Origin of the sequence: Gardnerella sp. DNF01144 (assembly GCF_049244245.1) — a bacterium.
GTDB lineage: Bacteria > Actinomycetota > Actinomycetes > Actinomycetales > Bifidobacteriaceae > Bifidobacterium > Bifidobacterium piotii.
In genome coordinates this window covers 452,103-473,347 of the sequence record NZ_CP058390.1, presented here as the reverse complement: position 1 = coordinate 473,347, position 21,245 = coordinate 452,103, and the positions used below count along the sequence as shown (strand labels likewise).

Below are 21,245 nucleotides of genomic sequence, written 5' to 3'. Positions count from 1 at the left end.
CTGCATTAAAAGGCTTCTTAAAATTCTAAGGAGCCTTTTAATTATCGACTTTATTTATTGTCATCGGGATTGTGGAGAATATTGCGGATTTGAGATAAACGTTGTGAAATCTCGTGCTCGTAGCCGCGATTATTTGGGTGATAATATTCGCGGCCAACTAGCTCATCTGGCATATATTGTTGAGAAGCTACAGCTCCTGGATAGTCGTGAGCATACTTGTAGCCTTCGTGATTTCCCCAACTTTTCATCAAAGCAGTTGGAGCATTTCGCAAATGAAGAGGAACTTGACCAATATTTCCAGCATCAACATCTTGCAAAGCCTTATTAATCGCATTGTAACTTGCGTTTGATTTTGGAGCAGTTGCTACAGCAATCACAGCTTCCGAAAGAATAATCCGCGCTTCTGGCATGCCAATTAGAGCAACCGCTTGAGCTGCTGCAACAGTTACTTGCAAAATTTGTGGAGCTGCCATGCCAACTTCTTCCGCAGCAGCAATCATAATTCGCCTTGCAATAAAACGCGGATCTTCCCCAGCTCTAAGCATTCGCGCTAAATAATGCAAAGAAGCGTCAACATCACTTCCACGCATTGACTTAATAAAAGCAGAAATCACATCGTAGTGGTCGTCGCCATCTTTGTCGTAACGAACTGTAGTAGTATCCATTACGTTAGAAACAATATCAGCAGTAATAACAGGCTTCTTTTTGCCATGTTGCAACGCAACATCTCCAGTTACCGCACCTGCTGCAGCCTCTAAAATAGTAAGAGTTTTGCGAGCATCTCCCCCACTTAAACGAATAATTGAATCTATTGCGTCTTCGTCGATTTTAAGCTGATTATTAAGACCATTTTCGCTTGAAATTGCGCGTTCTATAAGCGTGCGCAAATCTTCTACGCTAAGAGACTCAAGTTTAACAACTACTGATCTACTAAGTAGTGGCTTAATAATTGAAAAACTTGGATTTTCGGTAGTAGCTCCAATAAAAGTTACATCGCGATTTTCTACGCTTGGAAGCAAAGCATCTTGCTGTGATTTAGAAAAACGATGAACTTCGTCAATAAACAGAACTGTTTCTTGACCTTTACTAACTAAACGCTCATGCGCGCGATCTAGCACCGCTCTAACATCTTTGACTCCAGAAGTTACAGCAGAAAGCTCTTCAAACACGCGACCAGACTGTTGAGCCACAATATAAGCAAGCGTAGTTTTACCAACACCTGGAGGCCCAAACAACACAACAGAACTTGGAGATGTAAGAGAACCTTTAGATTGAGGATTTGCAAGTCTGTGCAAAGGCGAACCATCTTTTAGCGCATGAGTCTGCCCAAGAACGTCTTCGATAACGCTCGGTCGCATACGCACAGCCAAAGGACGTGTTACATCACTAGGCGCACTACTTGCTGTAAATAAATCCTGAACCATAATCTAAGTATACTCAATCCATAGAACAAACGTTCGACTATATTTTAGATTTTGCATAAAACATAAGTAAAATATAAGCAAAACGCAAATAAAACTTAAGTAGAACAACACTAAACATGCGACACGCTGTAGTCAAAGAACACAACTTCGCCTGTATCTTGTGTGGAATCCAAATCAACAATTCCAGTAATAGCCCAATTATGGTCTCCGTCCGAATCGTCAATAATCTGCCGAACTTTCCACGAATGCTCACTTTTTTCTAGAGAATCATCCAAAATAAACAAGTCTCCGCCACGAGCTTTGGCATCTATCCCAACATACTCATGTTCGTCGTAATAGTCGTCGAGCACATCATTCCACTCGTGAACACCGTAGCCCCAAGCTTTGTCAAGCTCTCCCAAAGTATCCGCATCTTCCAAATCCATAAGTTGCACGCGGCGGAACATTGCGTTTCTAATCAACACAATAAGTCCTCTTCGATCCGCAACAACAGACTCAGCAGTTGAAGGCGCAGCCGTAGTTACTGCACTAGCTTCAGCGTCCGACCCTCCAGCACTCTCCCACTCGTCAACCAAACTAGAATCAATAGAGCGCACAACAAGACGAAGCCACGAAATAATATCGCGCAATTCTTCGTTAAGCATGTCTTCTGGCACAGTGCGAGCAAGCGAACGATAAGCGTCCGAAAGGTAACGAAGAAGCGTTCCTTCACTTCTAGCAATGCCATAGCGCGAAATATAGCCAGTAAAATCGGATGCTGTTTCAACCATGTCTCGAAGCACAGATTTAGGCTTAATCCAGTAGTCGTTTGCCCACGGAACATCTTTGCGATATTGCGCAAAAGCAGGCTCAAGCAAATCTTCAAGAGGCTTAGGGTAGCTAACTTCAGCTAAGCGTTCCATGCGCTCCTCGTAATCAATGCCATCATCTTTCATGCCAGCCATTGCAGCGTCGCGAGCTTTACGCTCTTGAGCACGAAGAACAGGCTTCGGGTCATCTAAAGTTGACTCAACCATAGAAATTACGTCAAGCGCGTAACTTTCAGATTCTGGGTCTAGAAGTTCCAAAGCAGCAAGCAAGAACGGCGAAAGTGGCTGATCTAGCGCAAAACCCTCTGGCATAGCAACATCAAGATCATAATCGCAAGAACCGTCCGAAAGCTCTCTACATTCAATAACTTGAGTGTCAAGCAAAGTTTGGAAAATATCGTTGCAACGCTCAAGCAATTTTTCTTTATCTTGCGGCTTTTGCGCACTATCTCCAATAAGTTTTTCAACGCGTGCTCTAGCATCCCCGCCTTGCGTAACTTCGTTCAAAATCATTGAGTGAGTTACAACCATGTGCGGATTCAAAGTTTCGGGAGCGCTTTCAATAAGCTTAGTAAACGTTTGCTCACTCCAAACAACAAATCCTTCTGGAGCCTTCTTACGCTTAACTTTTTTAAGCTTTTTAGGATCGTTTCCAGCTTTTGCAACAGCGCGCGCATTCTCAATCTCGAACTCTGGAGCCTCGCTAACCACTAAGCCTTCGGTATCAAACCCCATTCTGCCTGCGCGACCTGCAATTTGGTGAAACTCGCGAGCGCGAAGCTTTCGACTACGGTTCCCGTCAAATTTTGTAAGAGCTGTAAGCACAACAGAGTGAATCGGCACGTTAATACCAACGCCAAGAGTGTCTGTTCCGCAAATAACTGGCAGCAACCCCTGTTGTGCAAGCTGTTCAACAAGCCTGCGGTAGCGCGGAAGCATACCAGCATGATGTACGCCAACTCCTGTGCGCAGCAGCCTTTGCAAGATTTTGCCGAATCCTGTAGTAAATTTAGTGCCTTTAATTGCTTGCGCAATTTTATCTCGCTGATCTTTGCTAGAAACCCCCGTGCTTGCAAGCGCTTGAGCTGTTTCTAGAGCTGCGTCTTGCGAAAAATGAACTACGTAGATTGGCGTTAAACCCTTGTTAAATAATAGTTCTACAGTTGTTGCAAGCGGCTTATCTGTGTACTCGTATTCTAGTGGAATTGGTCTTGGAGCGTTAGCAATAATATCAACACTACGATTTGTTGATCTTTCTAAGCGTTCCGCAATATCCGTTACGTCTCCAAGAGTTGCACTCATAAGCAAAAATTGCGTGTTTGCAAGAGTAAGTAGCGGAACCTGCCAAGCCCAACCGCGCTCTGGGTCTCCATAGTAGTGGAATTCGTCCATTGCAACGCAATCGACTTTTGCGTTTGCTCCTTCGCGCAGAGCTTGATTTGCTAAGATTTCCGCCGTGCAGCAGATTATTGGAGCGTCCGCGTTAATATGCGAGTCGCCAGTAATCATACCTACGTTGTCTCGCCCAAAAATCGCAACTAAATCGAAGAATTTTTCGGATACAAGTGCTTTGATTGGCGCAGTGTAGTAGGAGCGTCTGCCAGTGGCAAGTGCTGCAAAATGCATGCCGAGCGCTACTAGCGATTTTCCAGAACCTGTTGGAGTGTTTAAGACTACGTGGTCTCCTGCAAGCAAATCCATAACCGACTCTTCTTGATGCGGCCACAAATCTACATGCTTGTTAGTCTTAACCCAATCAACAAATGCTTGAAAAATTTCGTCTTCGCTAGCATGATGCAAATCAAGAGCTAACTCGCCTAATCCAGCCATATTCCGCTCCTACTTTACTTACGCTTTAATCGCAACTTTAATCGCAGATTTATTTGTGATTTATTTGCGATTAACCTGCGACTTTACTTGCGCTTCTTTTTATCTCGTACTTTTACAGAGATTTGAATAGGAGTTCCCTCAAATCCAAACTCTTCTCGAAGAGAACGCTCAATAAATCGACGGTAGCCGTGCTCTAAGAAGCCAGTTGCAAATATTACAAAACGCGGAGGGCGCGTAGAAGCTTGCGTTGCAAATAAGATTCGCGCTTGCTTTCCACCTCGCAAAGGATGTGGATGAGCAGACTGAATACGGCCTAAGAAAGCGTTAAGCTTGCCTGTAGGAATGCGCTTATCCCAGTTTTCTAAGGCTGTTCGCATAGCGCGCGCAAGACGGTTAGTATGCCATCCCGTTTTTGCAGAAAGATTAACGCGTTCAGCCCAAGTAACGCGCTCAAACTCAGTTTTCCACAAGCGTTCCATGCGCTGCCTGGAAAATTCGTCCATCAAATCCCACTTGTTAAACACAAGTACGATTGCGCGACCTGCATCTACTGCCTGGCTCATAACTTTTAGATCCTGCTCTGCAATAGGCTGAGAAGAATCAAAAAGAATCAAAGCAAGTTCCGAACGTTCAATCGCAGCTTGCGTACGTAGTGAAGAATAGTATTCGGCGCCCGTAAGCTTGTGCTGTCTGCGCTTAATACCAGCAGTGTCAATAAACAGCCAATCCTCGCCGTCTACGCGCACAACCTCATCAACAGGATCTCGAGTAGTTCCAGCCAAGTCGTTTACAACAGAGCGTTCTTCGTGAGCCAAATGGTTCAAAAGCGAAGACTTACCAACGTTTGGACGACCTACCAAAGCAACTCTGCGAAGACCTTGCGGAGTTAAGAATCCAGAAGTCTTATTCGCTTTCTTCAAAGACGTAAGAGCCGCGTCAAGCAAATCTCCAACGCCTCTGCCGTGCATTGCGGAAATTCCATAAGGCTCGCCCATTCCAAGCTTCCAAAACTCTGCAGTTAAATACTCGCTTCTAGCGTCGTCAACCTTGTTAACTGCCAAAGTAATAGGCTTACCAGCAGCGCGAAGCATTGAAACAATACGCTCGTCGGTAGCTGTTAAACCAACTTGACCATCTACTAGAAAAATCACAGCATCGCTTAAACGCACTGCTACTTGCGCCTGTTGAGCAATCGAAGAATCAATGCCTTCAACATCTGCTTCCCAGCCGCCAGTATCAACAAGCTTGAAGTTGGTTCCAGCCCACTCAGCATCGTAGCTTACGCGATCTCTAGTAACGCCTGGAGTATCTTCTACAACAGCAACTCTGTGACCCAAGATACGGTTTACAAGCGTTGATTTTCCAACGTTTGGTCGGCCAATAACGGCAATTACTCCAACAGCTTTTGTATCTTTCGACTCATCTTCGCCTGCTAAATCTCCGCTAAGAAGCGCACGGTCTTCATCGTCAAGATCGTAGCCTTCAAGATTTGCAGCATAACGGTCGTACTCATCCTGCTCAATTGCATCGTCAACCATCTCTACAAGCGCGTCAAGAGTCTGCTCAAAAGTCAAATCAGAATTATCTAAAGTTGTAACACCGTCTGCTGCTTTAAGAAAATGCGTAACTTTAGCATCTTTAGCGTCGCGAGCGCGAATATCGTCTTCTTCTAAAGATTCATTATTCTTAGATTGATTATTTTGCGAATTTTCTTGCGCAATATCTTGCTTGTTTCTGCGAGCTTGGCGCACTTCTTCGCGCGCAGTAAGAAGCACTCGAACTTGCGCATTAGGAGCCACAACAGTAGTAATATCGCGGCCTTCTGCAACTATGCCTTCTCCGCCAGAGAAAGAATCCTCAGCAGACTCTGAAGCAATATATGCGCGTTGAGCAGCAATAAGCATGCGTCGAACTGCAGGAATCGAAGAAACAGTAGACACGTGCGAAGAAACTTCAACAGAACGCAATTCTTCGCTAATATCTTCACCATCAATTACGACTACAGGATTTTTTGGATCAACACTAAATTCAGCATGATCTTCCGTAAACAATGCTCCAACAGCTTCAACAATTTGATTAAAGCGTTCTGCATCTGCAGAATTTGTTGGATTTCCTTCTTCGTCCAACTCAAGCTGCTTGCTTAAATCAATTCCTTGCTTTAAGCACCACCATGCGGCAGCTCTATACATTGCACCCGTATCTAAATACGCAAAACCGTAGTATTGTGCTAAAGCGCGAGAAGTAGAAGACTTGCCAACTCCTGCTGGTCCATCAATTGCTACACAAATCACAGGCCAACCTCCTTAGAAAGCGAGCGCACTTCTACTTGCGAAAGCACGCGATAAGACCCAGCTTTTAAGTCGCCCAACTTAATAGGGCCGATTTGCGTACGAACAAGACGCTTTACTGGGAAGCCAACAGCTCCAAAAATCCTACGCACAATGCGATTTTTGCCAGAGTGCAAAACAACTTTTACGATTGTTGCATCGTGATTCTGGTCGATTATTGCGCATCTGTCTAGCTTGATCCAGCCGTCTTCCAGATTTACTCCTTGCGAAACTAGCCTGCGGCAAACCATTCCGTTGATTTTGCCTTCAACAGTTGCAATATACGTTTTTTCAACTTCGTACTTTGGGTGCATAACATGCTGGCTTAGCTCGCCATCGTTGGTCATTAAAATAAGACCTTCCGAATCGTAGTCCAAGCGACCCATGTGGAAAATTCGCTCGTATTTGTCTCCAACAATATCTCTTAAAGTAAAGCGACCTTTTGGATCATCCATTGCGCTCAAAACTCGCTTTGGCTTATTAAGCGCAAGCGTTACAAGCTTGTGATTGAACTTTACTCTGGATCCGTCTACGCGAATTTTTTGCTTACTTGGATCTACTCTAGTTCCGAGTGTTGTTACAAGCTCATCATCTACTTCAACACGCCCATCGAGAATAATCTCCTCACATTTGCGTCTTGAACCAAATCCCGCTTCAGCAAGTAGCTTTTGCAGTCGAACGGCATTTTTGTCATTTGAATGCGCCTGATTGGCGCGGGAATATGCGTTTGGCATCGTTCTCCCAACGTGACCTATTGTATTAATTTAATCTTATTGATGTTTTATTTATGGCCATTTTTGCGTATTTTTAATAATTTTTTAATCATTTTTTAATACTCACAGCAAATTGCCACGTTTTTCTATACTAGCGTATGGCATAGCCGTGATACTATAGCAAACGTTTGGTTGTGTTGCGAATAACAAAACAACATAAAAACAACACAACACGTACACATTAACGTAAGGAATTGTTATGAACAACACTTTGCAAAATAAATGTTCAAATGATGAGCAAAAAGCATCTGCTCCTGCACCTCTTATTTTTAGGATTTTTGCTGAATTTATTGCAAGCGTTTTTGCAATATTTACTATTTACACGTTCTCTTCTGTTGTAACAGCAATGTACGGCGTGAACGTTCTTTTGATTGCTGCAGGAACAGGCTTAGCTTACGCAGCAGCAATCAGTATAGCAGCTAAGGTTTCTGGAGGCCACGTTAATCCAGCAGTAACAATCGCTTCTATGCTTACTGGAAGAACTTCTTATATCTCTGGAATTTTATACATTATTGCGCAAGTTCTTGGCGCACTCGTTGCTGCTTCAATAACTGTTTTTATTCTTCCTCAAACTAAAATGGTTCCAGAAAAAACATGGTTTGCTCCTGTTGTAAACGGTTTTGAAAGCGCTTCAATCTCTGCAAATCAGCTAAAAAGCGTTAATGCTTCTTTTGGCGTTATCTCCGCATTAATCGTTGAGATTATTGCAGTTCTTATTATTGTTGCAACAGCAATGACATATACGCGCGAAGATGGTAGTGCTAAATGCACGTATGCAGCGCACATGGGTATTGCATACTCTGTTGGAGCTTTTATTACATACCAAATTACTGGATCGGGTCTTAATCCTGCTCGCTCTACGGGTATTGCCATTCTTGCACAGTCTAAGAAATTAGCTGCTTCGCCATTAAGCCAACTTTGGGTATTTTGGATTGCTCCTGTTTTTGCAGCAGCTCTTGTTGGATTCATTATGCTTATTAGCAAGCTTGTTCGTTCTTCTTCAAAAGACTCAATCAGTGCTAAAGAATCTAATAATTCTTGCGATTTAAGCTTGGATGATTCTTCCAAAAACACTTCAGCATCTAACGAAGAATCAGAAAATAGCGAGAATAAAGAAGTTAACCCATTTTATAACGAAGACAAATAGTTAAAACAAAATAGGTTACATAAAAACAAAAATAGAAAAATACGTTATTAGCAAACCAAGTCCTAGTGCAATGCTTAGAAAAGAGTCAAAAGCAACGGATCTAACTTTCCAAGGGCTTCGTTGAGAAAAAATTAAGCGTATTATTCCAAGAATGATGGCTGTTGCAGAAATAATAACTGTAGCAGCCATTATTTTTCCTATAAAAGCTAATACAGCGCACATGCATACGATTATTGCTACAATCCATTGCGCGTATGGCTTACCTTCTTTTACTTCCGAAACGTAGATATGATTGTTTGAGTTGCTATTCGCATTGCTATTCGCATCGTGCATTAATTCATCTTTATGATCAAATTTTAATTCGCTATCTTGATTCTTCTGGCTAATTGTCATACTTGTATAATACATAAAAAGCCTTGGAAAGTATATTAAATACAATCCAAGGCTTTTTACGTTAATATGATTAATCGAGCTAATCTAACTGACTAATCAGCTATTTACAGAAATACTAATTTGCAAATAGCGATTGATTTTTAGTGGAAGAAGTGCCTCGTTCCAGTAGTGTACATTGTTACGCCAGCCGCGCGCGCAGCTTCAAACACTTCCTCATCTCTAATAGACCCTCCAGGTTGAACTATTGCGCTTACACCTGCTTCTATCAAGATTTGAGGACCATCAGCAAACGGGAAGAATGCGTCAGATGCTGCAACAGATCCTTTAGCACGCTCAACGCCATCAGCCAAAGTATTTGCTCTTTCAACTGCAAGATGGCAAGAATCCACGCGATTAACTTGACCCATTCCGATTCCAACAGTTGCTAAATCATGCGCAAGCAAAATGGCATTAGACTTTACACACCTAAGAGAACGCCATGCAAACTCTAAGTCTTTTAAGGTTTCTTCGTTCGCTGGGTTTCCAGAAACAAGAGTCCAATTTTGTGGATTATCTCCAAAATCATCAATCTTATCTGCACTTTGCACCAACGCTCCGCCGTCAATAGGATGCACTTGCAAACCTAAAACAGGAGGATTTGCAACCTTTAGTATTCGCAAATTCTTCTTCTTAGTGCGCAATAATTCCAAAGCCTCAGGCTCGTAGTCTGGAGCAATAATTACTTCTGTAAAAATTGGACGCACACTTTGTGCCATTTCTAGAGTAACAGTTGAATTGCAAGCAATCACTCCACCGTATGCGCTTACAGGATCGCAAGCGTGAGCCTTCGCATGAGCCACTGCAGCTGTTGCACCTATTGCTAAGCCGCAAGGATTATTGTGTTTGCAAACAGCAACAGCAATTTGCGGAGCAAAATCCCAAACTGCACGCCATGCTGCATCCGCATCAACATAATTGTTGTAACTCATTGGCTTTCCGCCAAGAAGCTCAGCTTGAGCTAAACCGCCATTATGCAACGGATCAAGATAAAGCCCCGCATATTGATGTGGATTCTCTCCGTACCTAAGCTTACGTTCAAGAGTCCATGTTCGCGTATAGTCACATGGAAGTAACGAATCTTTGCTTGTTTTATCAAGCGAATCATCGCTGTTTTCTGTGTTTTCTATCATGCTCTGTGGCATTGGCCAAGCACTATTAGTCCATTGGCATATTGCAGCATCGTAAGCGGCTGTATGCTCGAATGCTTTATGCGCTAAGTATTCGCGCTCTTGCAAACTAAAGCCTTCGCCAGAAGCAATTCGATTAGCAAGCAATTTGTAATCTGCAGGATCTGTAATAACAGCTACAGACTTATGATTTTTAGCAGCTGCTCGAATCATTGAAGGTCCACCAATATCGATTTTTTCAATAATGGCGTTGTTTTTAGCGCCGCTCATAACTGTGTTCACAAAAGGATACAAGTTTACAACTACAGCATCAAATGGCTCAATATTCAAATCTTTAAGCTGCTTTACGTGATCCGAATTGCTCATATCTGCTAGGATTCCAGCGTGAATATGCGGATCGAGAGTTTTAACTCTACCATCTAAACTTTCTGGGAATCCTGTTACATCCGACACTTGCGTAACGCTTACACCCAATTCTTGAAGCTTTGAAGCAGTTGAACCAGTTGAAACAACTTGAGTTCCACACTTTCTAAAAGCATCTGCCAGCGTTTCTAGTCCTTCTTTGCAAAATACTGAAACCAGTACTCGCTTTATTGACCTTTTACCTGTGGTTATCAGCACATCTGCATTTTGTTCTTGCTCATGTATCTGTTGCACCGGTCTTCCTCCTTGTGTTGGATGAGGATTTATTTTTTATTAGCTTTTGAGCTGACTGTTCTAGTTGACTCAAGATTACTAGTTTCAGTTTTGCTCTCAAGCAAAGGTTGATTTTCGGATAAAATTTTATTGCTTAAAAGTCGAATACCAACTATTATTGCGCAAACAAAAAGAATAACAAGCCAAGCAAAGCCAAAACCGTATATTGTTAAATGGCCTAAGGAACGAAGACTTCTACTTACATTAACTCCAACATGTGCTAATCTAAATCTTCCCAAACTACCATTCGCAAATAGAAGCAATACACTCATAACAAGTATTATTGCCATGCAAGACGCTACTAGAACTATTGCAGATTGAACAAATGCAAAAGCTGTTTTCTTCCAGTCTACTTTATTGTTATCAAATATGATTCTAAGGTTGCACAACTTTGAGTACAAAATTATAAACGATGCCAAAATAGCGCACAAAACAAACAATATACTAACCGAAGCTGTTCTATAGAATGAATCTTTTATAGCGTCTGGAAATATTGCAAAAAGTGGAATAGGTGGTAACGATTTTTTGCTAACAGAAAAAATACTAAAGCTTGCAATATCTCCAATGTTGAATCCTGCTCCAGAAATCCAAGATAATGCCCATAGTGCAATATTCGGCAACCACACTAAACAGGCAATAGATGTTAAAATCCTAGAACCGATTTGCATTCCTAGCTTAGAAAATGCAATCTCAACGTTGCTTGAACCAACTACACACCAAAAGATGATTGTTAAAAGTGCAACAATTGCGTAAATAACTAAAACACTTACAGAGCAATAAAAACAGATTTTTGCACATTTAATTATTCGCTCAGAAAAATGCTTTGCCAACTTTTGTTTTATTTGTGCAAACGTAGAAGAATATGGAAAAACAGCAATCATCATAGCCAAAATATACACACAAACACTTTTTAGCAATATTATTGGCAAAGAATCCAACAACTCAATATTAGTATTTTGGGATATTACATAATTTGCAAAAACCCAAACAAATAATCCTATTGAATTGGCTAATTGACCGCCTTTTAGCTTTCTCATTGCAATTGCAAGAGATGAAACTAAAAGAATTGTTAATCCAAGAGGAATAATCGTAAGAACAAAATCGTCAAAACCAAGACCAACACCTTGTGCAAAAAGAAGTACGGCCCATGTTAAAGACATTGATGAATCAGAAAGATTACCAGTTCCTTCTTCAATCGAAATTACTAAAAGCGTTAAAGACATAAACAACCCAACAATAAGAGCAAAAACAAAAATAGCTATTGCTGGAATAGCTAAACCCTTCAAAACGCTAATAAGAGAAGATTTTAGTTTTTTCAAAATTGTTCCTCCCCTACGTTCTTAAAGTTTAGACTTGGATTATTTTGGATTATCTACGTATTTAACGCTTTTCCTAAAACTATTATTTGCTGTGTTTAAGCCGGCATGTTCATTAAGCTAGAGCACTTATAGGATTGCAAGTCGCTCATTCCGTTAATGCCCGTTAGCTCCATTACAAAACAGAATCCAGCAACAACACCTTCGGATCTTTCAACAAGCCTTGCAGCAGCTTTTGCGGTTCCTCCTGTTGCAATCAAATCATCAACAATAAGAACACGCTGGCCAGGTTTAATCGAGTCTTTTTCAATCTCGATTTTAGCTTCTCCATATTCAAGAGAATACGATTCACTAATAACTTCTGGCGGCAACTTCCCTGCTTTTCTTACGGCAACAAAACCCTTATTTAAGCGTGCAGCTAATACTGGGCCAAATAAGAATCCACGAGCTTCAAGACCTGCAACTAAATCAAAAGAATCTTTAGAAACTGGCAAAGAATCAACAAGTGACTCAATAAGAATGTTCATACCACGAGCATCTGCAAATACTGGTAGAAAATCGCGAAAAACAATCTTTGGATTAGGGAATCCTGGAATTGTGCGAACAAGAGATACTAAATAATTAGCATCTTCACTACTAACATTCTTTAGAGGATTTACCGTAATATCAGTTGTTGTCATAATCCTAGCGTTCTATTCTAGTTTTCTTTATTTTCATTAGATTCGCTAGATTCTTGAACCTCGTTAGATTCATTGGATTCTTGCGATTCTTGCGATTCGTTATCTTCTGCGCTATCTGCATTATTAGCGCCTTCGGCACTATCTTCTTTATCGTAGCTATTAAAATCTACGCGAACGTAAACCCTGTTAACAGCACGGAAAGATACGCGAAGCAGACTACCTTCTGAATCTAAAACAATCTCTTCGTGATCTGCATCAACGCTAACAACTTTACCAATAATTCCGCCAATGGTTATAACCTCAACACCAGGCTTTAACGAATCATGGAAAGAACGCAATTCAGTTTGGCGCTTTTTCATGTTACGAGATTGGAACCACATGATACCAACCATGGCAATTACAAGAACAATAAGCATGCCATACTGTTGAAAGAATTGGGGCACAATAAACTCCTTAAGTTATCCAACCCTAAGACGGCAAAACACCGTCCAAATCAACTATTTTATGTTATCTATCTGACATTATCGGGTGCTTTAAGACCTAAATGTTGCCAAGCTTTTTCAGTTGCAACTCTGCCTTTAGGTGTTCTAACAAGAAAGCCTTCTCGAACCAAATATGGTTCACAAACAGTTTCCACAGTTTCCGACTCTTCTCCAACCATTGCAGCCAAGTTATTAAGCCCTACAGGACCACCATTAAATTGAACCACAATAGCTTTTAGAACAGCAATATCTAAACGATCAAGGCCTTGAGTATCTATTTGATACAAAGATAAAGCCTCGATTACAGACTCGCGATTTACTTCTTTAAGATTATGGACTACTGCCCAATCTCTAACACGCCTCAAAAGTCTGTTTGCAATCCTAGGAGTTCCCCTAGAACGCAAAGCAAGCTCTTTTGCCGCTTGGCATGCAAGATTTACGCCTAAAAGTGCGGAAGAACGCTCAATAAGCTTCTCTAGCTCTTCGTGAGGATAAAAATCCAAGTGAGCAGTAAAACCAAAACGCGCTCTAAGAGGAGAAGGAAGCATGCCTTCTCTAGTAGTTGCGCCAACAACCGTAAAATGAGGCAAAGTAAGCGGTATAGAAGACGCTCCAGGCCCTTTTCCAACCATAACGTCTACTCGAAAATCTTCCATAGCGATATAAAGCAACTCTTCTGCAGCGCGAGGAAGTCGATGAATCTCATCAATAAACAACACTTCACCTGTATCTAGAGAGCTTAAAATTGATGCTAAATCCCCAGCATGTTGAATAGCAGGGCCAGAAGTAACTCGAATAGAAACGCCTAATTCGTTAGCAACAATCATTGCTAAAGTTGTTTTTCCAAGACCAGGAGGACCCGCAAGAAGCATATGATCGGGAGGAACATTACGCAATCTTGCAGCATCCAAAAAAAGTTGCAATTGCGCTTTTAATAAAGGCTGACCAATAAAACCATCCAGAGCATGAGGACGTAACTCCTCATCACTAATTTGCTCGTTTTCTATAGCACTAGAAGATACTATTCTTAATGAATCTTCTGATACGCCAGTATTAACAGATTGCACGTTGTTGATTTTCTCGCTGTTGATTTTCTCGCCAAAACTCATAATCGTCACCTGCCTCTATCCAGCGAAGACAAAGCCATGCGCAAAACTGTTGGCATATCTTCATCTCTAATTGGCAAAGAAATATGCTCTTGTTTACAAACGCTTTCCACTGCTTTTTGAGCATCAAACTGCTTCCAGCCTAAAGACATCAATCCAACAACAACTTTTTGCATAGAAGAATCAATAAAATCGCTTATATTCTTGTTTACATTTTTATCCACGCTATCTTGTGCTAATAAAGACACGTCAATAGAGCCTTTAAGCTCGAGGATAATTTTTTGTGCACCCTTTTTTCCCAGCCCAGGAGCGGAAGAAAGCGCAGAAACATCTGAATCCGCAATAGCCTTAATCAAACGATCTACGCTTAATGTTGAAAGCAAAGAAAGAGCGACTTTAGGACCTACTCCACTAACTTTTTGTTGAATTTGAAGAAAAATACGCTTTGCAGCCATACTCGTAAAACCATAGAGCGTAATAGCATCTTGACTAACTTGCAAAGACGTATAAACTCTAACTTCTTGACCTTCGCGCAGAGATGATAAATCTGACGAAGGCATATATACCTCGTAGCCAACGCCACAAACACAGACAAGCGCACAACGCGAATCGATAGATTCCACTACGCCATTAAGCATACCGATCATCAGCGCTCACCTTTCTGAATAAATCCCTACAACCTATAGAACATCTGTTCTATAAACATCCTACATACCTCGCCCGACAGAACTTGATCCGCGCGCCGCACGCAAAGACTCGGCCCACTTTCTTTGAGCATCTGTTAAATGCTGCTCTCGCTCTCCTCCTTGCAATGCGCCTGCAGGCCTAAGAGCATGGCAAATAGCTTGAGCTAAAGCATCGGCAGCATCTGCAGGAGTTGGTAAAACATTAAGATTCAAAAGACGCGCAACCATGCGCTCTACTTGCTCTTTGCCAGCACTACCACTGCCTGCAACAGCAAGTTTAACCTCCGTTGGAGTGTGTAAAGCAACAGGAATACCCCTTTGAGCTGCAACAAGCATAGCGATTCCTGCAACTTGAGCAGTTCCAAGCACCGTATTTCGATTTTCTTGAGCAAACACGCGCTCAATCGAAACAACATCTGGCGAAAACCTCTCGATTTTCTCCACAAGACCATTGTAAATTTCTAGCAATCTTAAATCTTGAGAAGTTTTTGGATTGCTTCTTAAAACATCGACGTGAATAAAAGAAAGCCGACGAGAAACGCCGGCTTCAATCACGCCGACCCCGCAGCGAGTAAGCCCGGGGTCAACGCCCAAAATCATCATTGGAAACTATTCTGCTTCCTCAAGCTGAGCCATAACTTCATCCGAAGCAGTCCAGTTGCTATAAATATTTTGAACATCGTCCAAATCATCGAGATTGTCAATCAAGCGAGACACCTTTTGAGCATCTTCAAAGCTCAACTCAACCTCGTTATTTGGATGCATAACGATTTCTGCAGAATCGTAGTCAAAACCAGCATCTTGCAAAGCCTTACGAACAGTTACCAAATCGCTAGAATCCGTGTATACGGAGTACACGTCTCCATCGTCTGCAACGTCTTCAGCACCTGCTTCTGCAGCAATATCAAAAAGCTTGCTATAGTCAACACCTTCGCTAGGAACTTCAATCAAGCCCTTGCGCTCAAAGTTAAAGCTCACAGAACCACTTGTAGCCAAAGAGCCATTGCCCTTTGTAAGAGTGGAACGAACATCTGCTGCAGCGCGATTGCGATTATCTGTAAGGCACTCAATAATCAAGCCAACGCCTGCAGGAGCATAGCCTTCGTAAACAATCTCTTCGTAGTTTGCGCCGCCTGCTTCTTCTCCAGAGCCACGCTTAACAGCACGCTTAATGTTGTCTGCTGGCATAGAAGCTTTCTTGGCTTTAACGATTGCATCGTACAAAGTTGGGTTACCATCTGGGTCTCCACCACCAAGACGAGCTGCGATTTCAATATTCTTAATAAGCTTGGCGAAAAGCTTGCCGCGCTTTGCGTCGATAGCGGCCTTCTTGTGCTTTGTGGTCGCCCACTTGGAATGACCTGACATGATACTCCTAAAAAGTGTACGGTTACGTAAACGTGATGATTTTAATGCGCTTTAGCGACAAATCACCAAATTGAATTTATTTAAGCAAATTTTTAACTTCAAAAATGCGCTGAAAAACAGTTATAGCTCCACCAATGCAAAGAATAATCATTGCTAAGCAAAGCCACAATAACCAACCCGTTAATCCGCTTAATCCCATTGAAACTAGAATTATTGCAACTCTATCGGCGCGAGTAATCAATCCTTTTTTAGCGTCTACTCCAACAGACTCGCCTCTTGCTCTCGCATATGACGTTACAAAAGCAAACATCATAGATACTAGCGAGCACACTAATCCGCAATATCTCAAAAAATTATTCACGTAAAATGGCAAATATAAGCAAATGTTTAGATTATTTGCGCGATATAAACAAATGCAAACACAAGCAAAAAGCGACCAATCTGCAATTCTATCTAGAGTTGAATCTAAAAATGCGCCAAATTTAGTGCCACCATTCTTGTTTGTTAAAGCAGCAACAGAGCCATCTAAAGCGTCTGCAAGAACAAAAATCGTAAGCAAAATAGTGCCAATAAAAAGCTGGCCGCTTATAGAAATAAAAACAGAAGTTGCAACAAGTGCAATGGTGCCAAAAATCGTAACACTGTTAGCGCTACATCCAAATTTAACAAGAAGCTTTGCGATTGGCAAAATAACACGTTTGAATCCACTTCTTAAAGATTCCAACATATTAAGCCTTTCTTTGATTCAAATATAATCATTCAAACACAGCGCTCAAACACGAGTATTCAAACACGAGTATTCAAACACAAATCACTTCTAAACTCATCACCGCGTTAACAAAAACGCCGCTTAAAACTAAGCGGCGCTAATTCTAGCTCCCTCACCTGGATTCGAACCAAGACAAAGGGTTCCAAAGACCCGTGTGCTGCCATTACACCATGAGGGAACGGCGGAAAAAACCGCCAAGTCACTATTATGCCACAACAATCAAAATCGTCAAGCTTGGCGTGGCGAAATAGGATTTATGCAAATTTATGCAAACAAAAACCCTTTTCCGTGGTGCTCTGGGTATGTGTCAAACAGCTTTGCAACAGACCCATCTTCAAACACAGCTTTAATAGCGCTTGCCAAAAGTGGAGCAATAGAAAGAACCGTCAACCCATCCCAACGCTTTTCTTGTGGAATTGGAACAGTATCTGTTAACACAACTTCTCTAGCTCCGCAATTCTTTAATCGCTCAACTGCAGGTCCAGAAAGAACTCCGTGCGTTGCAACAACAGTTACAGACTTAGCGCCAGCATCTTTAAGAACATTGCAAGCACCTGCGATCGTTCCAGCAGTATCGATTAAATCGTCTACCATAACGCAATCGCGACCAGCAACATCACCAACTACACGATTTGCAACAGCTTGATTTGGACGCGTAATATCTCTAGTCTTATGAACAAAAGCCAATGGGCCTCCGCCCAATCTTTGCGCCCACTGTTCTGCAACACGAATTCGCCCTGCATCTGGCGAAACAACGGTAACATTGCCTAAATCTTCGCTAAAGCGATCCCTTACATAGTCCACCAAAACTGGCATAGCAATCAAATGATCTACAGGACCATCAAAGAATCCTTGCGATTGCGCAGCATGCAAATCAACGCTCATAATGCGATCTGCGCCTGCTGTTTTAAGTAAATCAAACATCAAGCGGCAAGAGATAGGCTCACGACCGCGATGCTTTTTATCTTGTCTAGAATATCCAAGCAACGGGCACACAGCGGTAATAGAACGAGCAGACGCGCGCTTTAATGCATCAATCATAATTAACTGTTCCATAATGGACTTATTAACAGGGTCACTATGACTTTGCAACACAAACACGTCTGTTCCTCGCACAGACTGAGTGTAACGAACATACATCTCGCCATTAGCAAAATCGTATGCCGTTGTTTCCAATACTTCTATACCAAGCTGATTCGCAACATCTTTAGCAAGCTTAGGATGCGCGCGACCAGTTACGAGAACAAGGTTTTTATCTGGCTTTCCTTCAAGGACGATGCTCACCATATCTCCAAACGCTAGTTCGCTAACAGTCCACAAAAATCGGACTGAGTTCAATACTATCTATTTGCGCAGACTATAACAATTAAGCCGTTTCATACATAACAAATGCTTGCAAACAGTTGCAAATCCTTACAAAAAACATTACAAATCATTACAAATCGCGTATGTATAAACCGTGTTTAACAATGTATTGAACAACGCCGTCTGGAACCAAATACCAAACTGGCTCCCCATGCTCTGCACGCTTGCGAACATCTGTTGAAGAAATTGCCAACGCTGGAATCTCCAATATGTCAACTGGAAAACGATGATTGTGACAATTAATCATATCGTCGCAAGAATCGTAAGACGCGGAACGAGCCTCAATTTGTGTAAACTTTTCTGGACTTGCATACCCTGGACGTGTAACTGCAACAAATCTAGCCAAACTCCATAATTCTCTAGCATTTTTCCATTGCATAATCTCTGCAATAGCGTCTGCTCCAGTAATAAAGAAAAGCTCCGCGTCTGGGTGTTGTGCGCGAATGTCTCGAAGCGTATCGATTGTGTAAGTAACGCCAGGCCTATCAATATCCACTCTAGAAACTGTAAATTTTGGATTTGAAGCTGTTGCGATTACAGTCATCAAATATCTGTCTTCTGCATTTGTGACTTTTTTGTCTAGCTTAAAAACAGGCTTTCCAGTAGGAACAAAAATAACTTCGTCTAAATCATAAACCCACGCAACTTCGGAAGCTGCTACCAAGTGGCCATTATGAATCGGATCAAAAGTGCCACCCATAATTCCTATGCGCGGATGTTGATGAACATTTCCTCTTGCAGAGTGCTTAAGCCTAGAAGAATTTGCCGAAACTGGCACACTAGCTTGACTTTGGTCAAAAGAACCTTGGAACAAATCCGACATTCTGCGTTCTGTAGATGAATCACTCATTTAAACAAAATCCCATTTTATTTTAAATTAGTCGCATTTTATGCATTAGATACATTATGCGTTAGCTGCATCTGCCGCATCATCTGCTTTAACTTCATCAATTACGCTGGAAGCAACATTTGCTTTATCTGGATTAATGTTCCCCATTTCTTCATTCCACTCATCTTGAACAACGCGCTTAATTTCTTCAAACGTTGGAAGAGCAAAATCAGGCTGGAAAACACCTCTAATGTTTGCAACACACTCCGTAATCTCTACAAGAACTTCGCTCATATTGTCTATAAGACTAGCGCGCTCAAGCTTACTAAATTCAGCTATATTGCTTTCCATTTTTTGCAAATTCTTATTAACTTCATCTATTGTTTCGCTATTTTCTGGCGTAACAACATCTCGATTATCTCTATCTGGCCAACCCATTAAAACAGCGTCAGCATACTCAAGAGAAGACCTTTGACTTGCAGAAGCAATCCCATCTTCTATTTGAACTAAAAACACGTAACGAACAATAGACAATCTTTCTGCTGCAACATCTAAAGCATCAAGCACATTAGAAGCACCTACACCGTTAGATAAGCTTAGATCCTCGTTTGATTGATTTTTAGCAATTTTAGACGATTGTGATTGTGATGTATCAGGCATATTCTTAACCTTACTCTTAAGCCCTTATTTGTCCTTGCCCGTAGCCGATCCACTTTGTAGTTGTCATCTCTACTAAGCCCATTGGCCCTCTTGCATGCAACTTTTGAGTGGAAATTCCAAGCTCCGCTCCAAAACCAAATTCGCCGCCGTCTGTAAACCTTGTTGAAGCATTTACCATAACAACCGCGCTGTCTATTGACGAAACAAACTCATTAATCGTTAAGTAGTCTTGCGCAATAATCGTTTCCGTGTGACCCGTTGAATATTTTGAAATATGATTAATGGCATCCTTAACACCATCTACAACTTTTACTCCGATTTGCAAAGACAAGTATTCCGTAGACCAATCTTCATTATTTGCATGCTCTAGTTTAATGCCACTTATATTTGCGGATGATAAAATATTGTATGATTCTTCATCAGCATGAATCAAAACATTACGATTCGCTAATTCACTTGCGACTTTTGGAAGAAAATCTTTAGCAATGCTTTTATCTACAAGTAATTTTTCTGCAGCGTTACAAACTCCGACTCGTTGCGTTTTTGCGTTTATAATAATCGGAATTGCTTGACTAAAGTTTGCTGTTTTATCTACATAAATATGAACGTTTCCAGCACCAGTTTCTATGACTGGGACTGTTGATTCCTTAACAACTGCCGCGATTAGATTTGCGCTTCCTCTAGGAACAAGAACATCAATATGACCATGAGCGTGCATCATTGACGTTGCGCCGCTTCTGCCTAAATCATCAACGGATTCTATAAGATTTTCACTTACACCAAAATCTTTTAAGACTTGCTTTAACACACTAATAGTTGCGCGATTTGTGCATTCTGCTGCACTTCCGCCTCTTAAAATTACAGCATTTGAAGATTTTACGCACAAAGACGCAACGTCAACAGTTACATTTGGTCTAGCTTCGTAAATCATTCCCATTACGCCAATTGGTACTCTTACTTGAGAAAGTCTAATACCATTTTCCAGCGTGTATCCTCGAACAATTTGACCAACAGGATCTTGCAATTGTGCTATTTTTCTAACGCTTTGAGCTGATTTAACTATTCTTTCTTTATTAAACACAAGTCTGTCTAGTTTTCCAGCATCCATACCATTTTTTTGCGCTTTTTCTAAGTCTTGCTTGTTTGCTTTTTCAATAAATTCTGCGTTATTTTCAAGAGAATCAGCAATAGCATTTAAAAGATTGTTCTTAAAAGTGGCATTAGCTTTAGCAAATTCTCTTTGTGCGATTCGCGCATCATCTGCTCTAGAAAAAACAATAGAATCTGTAGAGTCCCCATGCTCTTTAGAACTATTGACTTGCTCACTATTATGCGTTTCGTCAAACTTTGTATTGAGATTAATCATATTGAACATATTAGCAATAGCAGTGCTTAGGCTCCAACGCTTCGGGTATTATG

19 protein-coding genes and 1 tRNA gene are annotated in these 21,245 nt (G+C 41.4%); 1 reads left to right on the top strand and 19 read right to left on the bottom strand.

Annotated features, from left to right (window positions below; all coding sequences use genetic code 11):
* Positions 1–50: 50 nt before the first annotated feature.
* From HXT36_RS01820 to HXT36_RS01805, 4 genes are all read right to left on the bottom strand, one after another.
* Entirely contained in the window at positions 51–1,424 is a 1,374-nt protein-coding gene (locus HXT36_RS01820; RefSeq protein ID WP_020973594.1) for a replication-associated recombination protein A, read from the bottom strand.
* 110 nt (positions 1,425–1,534) lie between these two features.
* The gene (locus HXT36_RS01815) at positions 1,535–4,063 is read right to left on the bottom strand and encodes a DEAD/DEAH box helicase (protein ID WP_421779080.1); all 2,529 of its coding nucleotides are present in this window, start codon (positions 4,061–4,063) and stop codon (positions 1,535–1,537) included.
* Positions 4,064–4,146: 83 nt separating this feature from the next.
* Entirely contained in the window at positions 4,147–6,354 is a 2,208-nt protein-coding gene (gene der, locus HXT36_RS01810; protein WP_421779078.1) for a bifunctional cytidylate kinase/GTPase Der, read from the bottom strand.
* The gene (locus HXT36_RS01805; RefSeq protein WP_004133164.1) at positions 6,351–7,124 is read right to left on the bottom strand and encodes a pseudouridine synthase; all 774 of its coding nucleotides are present in this window, start codon (positions 7,122–7,124) and stop codon (positions 6,351–6,353) included. The genes der and HXT36_RS01805 overlap by 4 nt, the downstream gene beginning before the upstream one ends.
* 238 nt (positions 7,125–7,362) lie before the next feature.
* Here HXT36_RS01805 and HXT36_RS01800 point away from each other — a divergent pair, with 238 nt between their 5' ends.
* Entirely contained in the window at positions 7,363–8,310 is a 948-nt protein-coding gene (locus HXT36_RS01800) for an MIP/aquaporin family protein (RefSeq protein WP_421779076.1), read from the top strand.
* A 15-nt stretch (positions 8,311–8,325) separates the two neighbouring features.
* On the opposite strand, the gene HXT36_RS01795 is transcribed toward HXT36_RS01800, so the two are convergent.
* From HXT36_RS01795 to HXT36_RS01725, 15 genes are all read right to left on the bottom strand, one after another.
* Positions 8,326–8,643: a DUF3017 domain-containing protein gene (locus tag HXT36_RS01795; protein ID WP_421779226.1), complete on the bottom strand. Its 318-nt coding sequence runs from the start codon at positions 8,641–8,643 to the stop codon at positions 8,326–8,328.
* Between the two features lie 200 nt (positions 8,644–8,843).
* Positions 8,844–10,526, bottom strand: coding sequence for a bifunctional phosphoribosylaminoimidazolecarboxamide formyltransferase/IMP cyclohydrolase (gene purH, locus HXT36_RS01790; protein ID WP_016840186.1), 1,683 nt, complete (start codon positions 10,524–10,526; stop codon positions 8,844–8,846).
* A gap of 29 nt (positions 10,527–10,555) precedes the next feature.
* Positions 10,556–11,884, bottom strand: coding sequence for a DUF6350 family protein (locus tag HXT36_RS01785; protein WP_016791982.1), 1,329 nt, complete (start codon positions 11,882–11,884; stop codon positions 10,556–10,558).
* 95 nt (positions 11,885–11,979) lie between these two features.
* Positions 11,980–12,561 (bottom strand): adenine phosphoribosyltransferase, encoded by a 582-nt coding sequence (locus HXT36_RS01780; RefSeq protein WP_016635292.1) that lies wholly within the window; start codon positions 12,559–12,561, stop codon positions 11,980–11,982.
* Positions 12,562–12,578: 17 nt separating this feature from the next.
* Positions 12,579–13,004: a preprotein translocase subunit YajC gene (gene yajC / locus HXT36_RS01775; RefSeq protein ID WP_016791980.1), complete on the bottom strand. Its 426-nt coding sequence runs from the start codon at positions 13,002–13,004 to the stop codon at positions 12,579–12,581.
* A 68-nt stretch (positions 13,005–13,072) separates the two neighbouring features.
* Positions 13,073–14,152: a Holliday junction branch migration DNA helicase RuvB gene (ruvB, locus tag HXT36_RS01770; RefSeq protein WP_421779073.1), complete on the bottom strand. Its 1,080-nt coding sequence runs from the start codon at positions 14,150–14,152 to the stop codon at positions 13,073–13,075.
* Positions 14,153–14,157: 5 nt separating this feature from the next.
* Complete coding sequence (gene ruvA / locus HXT36_RS01765; protein WP_020973602.1) at positions 14,158–14,796, bottom strand: Holliday junction branch migration protein RuvA; 639 nt, start codon at positions 14,794–14,796, stop codon at positions 14,158–14,160.
* A gap of 60 nt (positions 14,797–14,856) precedes the next feature.
* On the bottom strand, positions 14,857–15,438 hold the full coding sequence (gene ruvC, locus HXT36_RS01760; protein WP_004133171.1) for a crossover junction endodeoxyribonuclease RuvC: 582 nt from the start codon (positions 15,436–15,438) through the stop codon (positions 14,857–14,859).
* Between the two features lie 6 nt (positions 15,439–15,444).
* Positions 15,445–16,203 (bottom strand): YebC/PmpR family DNA-binding transcriptional regulator, encoded by a 759-nt coding sequence (locus HXT36_RS01755; RefSeq protein ID WP_004113651.1) that lies wholly within the window; start codon positions 16,201–16,203, stop codon positions 15,445–15,447.
* 76 nt (positions 16,204–16,279) lie between these two features.
* A complete protein-coding gene (locus tag HXT36_RS01750; RefSeq protein ID WP_004133174.1) occupies positions 16,280–16,930 on the bottom strand; it encodes a CDP-alcohol phosphatidyltransferase family protein in 651 nt (216 codons plus the stop codon).
* 149 nt (positions 16,931–17,079) lie between these two features.
* Positions 17,080–17,150, bottom strand: a tRNA-Gln gene (locus HXT36_RS01745).
* 86 nt (positions 17,151–17,236) lie between these two features.
* Positions 17,237–18,259 (bottom strand): ribose-phosphate diphosphokinase, encoded by a 1,023-nt coding sequence (locus HXT36_RS01740; RefSeq protein WP_016635287.1) that lies wholly within the window; start codon positions 18,257–18,259, stop codon positions 17,237–17,239.
* A 148-nt stretch (positions 18,260–18,407) separates the two neighbouring features.
* A complete protein-coding gene (gene nadD / locus HXT36_RS01735; protein WP_018639219.1) occupies positions 18,408–19,187 on the bottom strand; it encodes a nicotinate-nucleotide adenylyltransferase in 780 nt (259 codons plus the stop codon).
* A gap of 54 nt (positions 19,188–19,241) precedes the next feature.
* A complete protein-coding gene (locus tag HXT36_RS01730) occupies positions 19,242–19,826 on the bottom strand; it encodes a phosphoribosylglycinamide synthetase (RefSeq protein ID WP_421779068.1) in 585 nt (194 codons plus the stop codon).
* 16 nt (positions 19,827–19,842) lie between these two features.
* Positions 19,843–21,201 carry a glutamate-5-semialdehyde dehydrogenase gene (locus HXT36_RS01725; protein ID WP_421779066.1) on the bottom strand — a complete coding sequence of 453 codons (1,359 nt, stop codon included), beginning with the start codon at positions 21,199–21,201 and terminating at the stop codon, positions 19,843–19,845.
* Positions 21,202–21,245 lie beyond the last annotated feature (44 nt).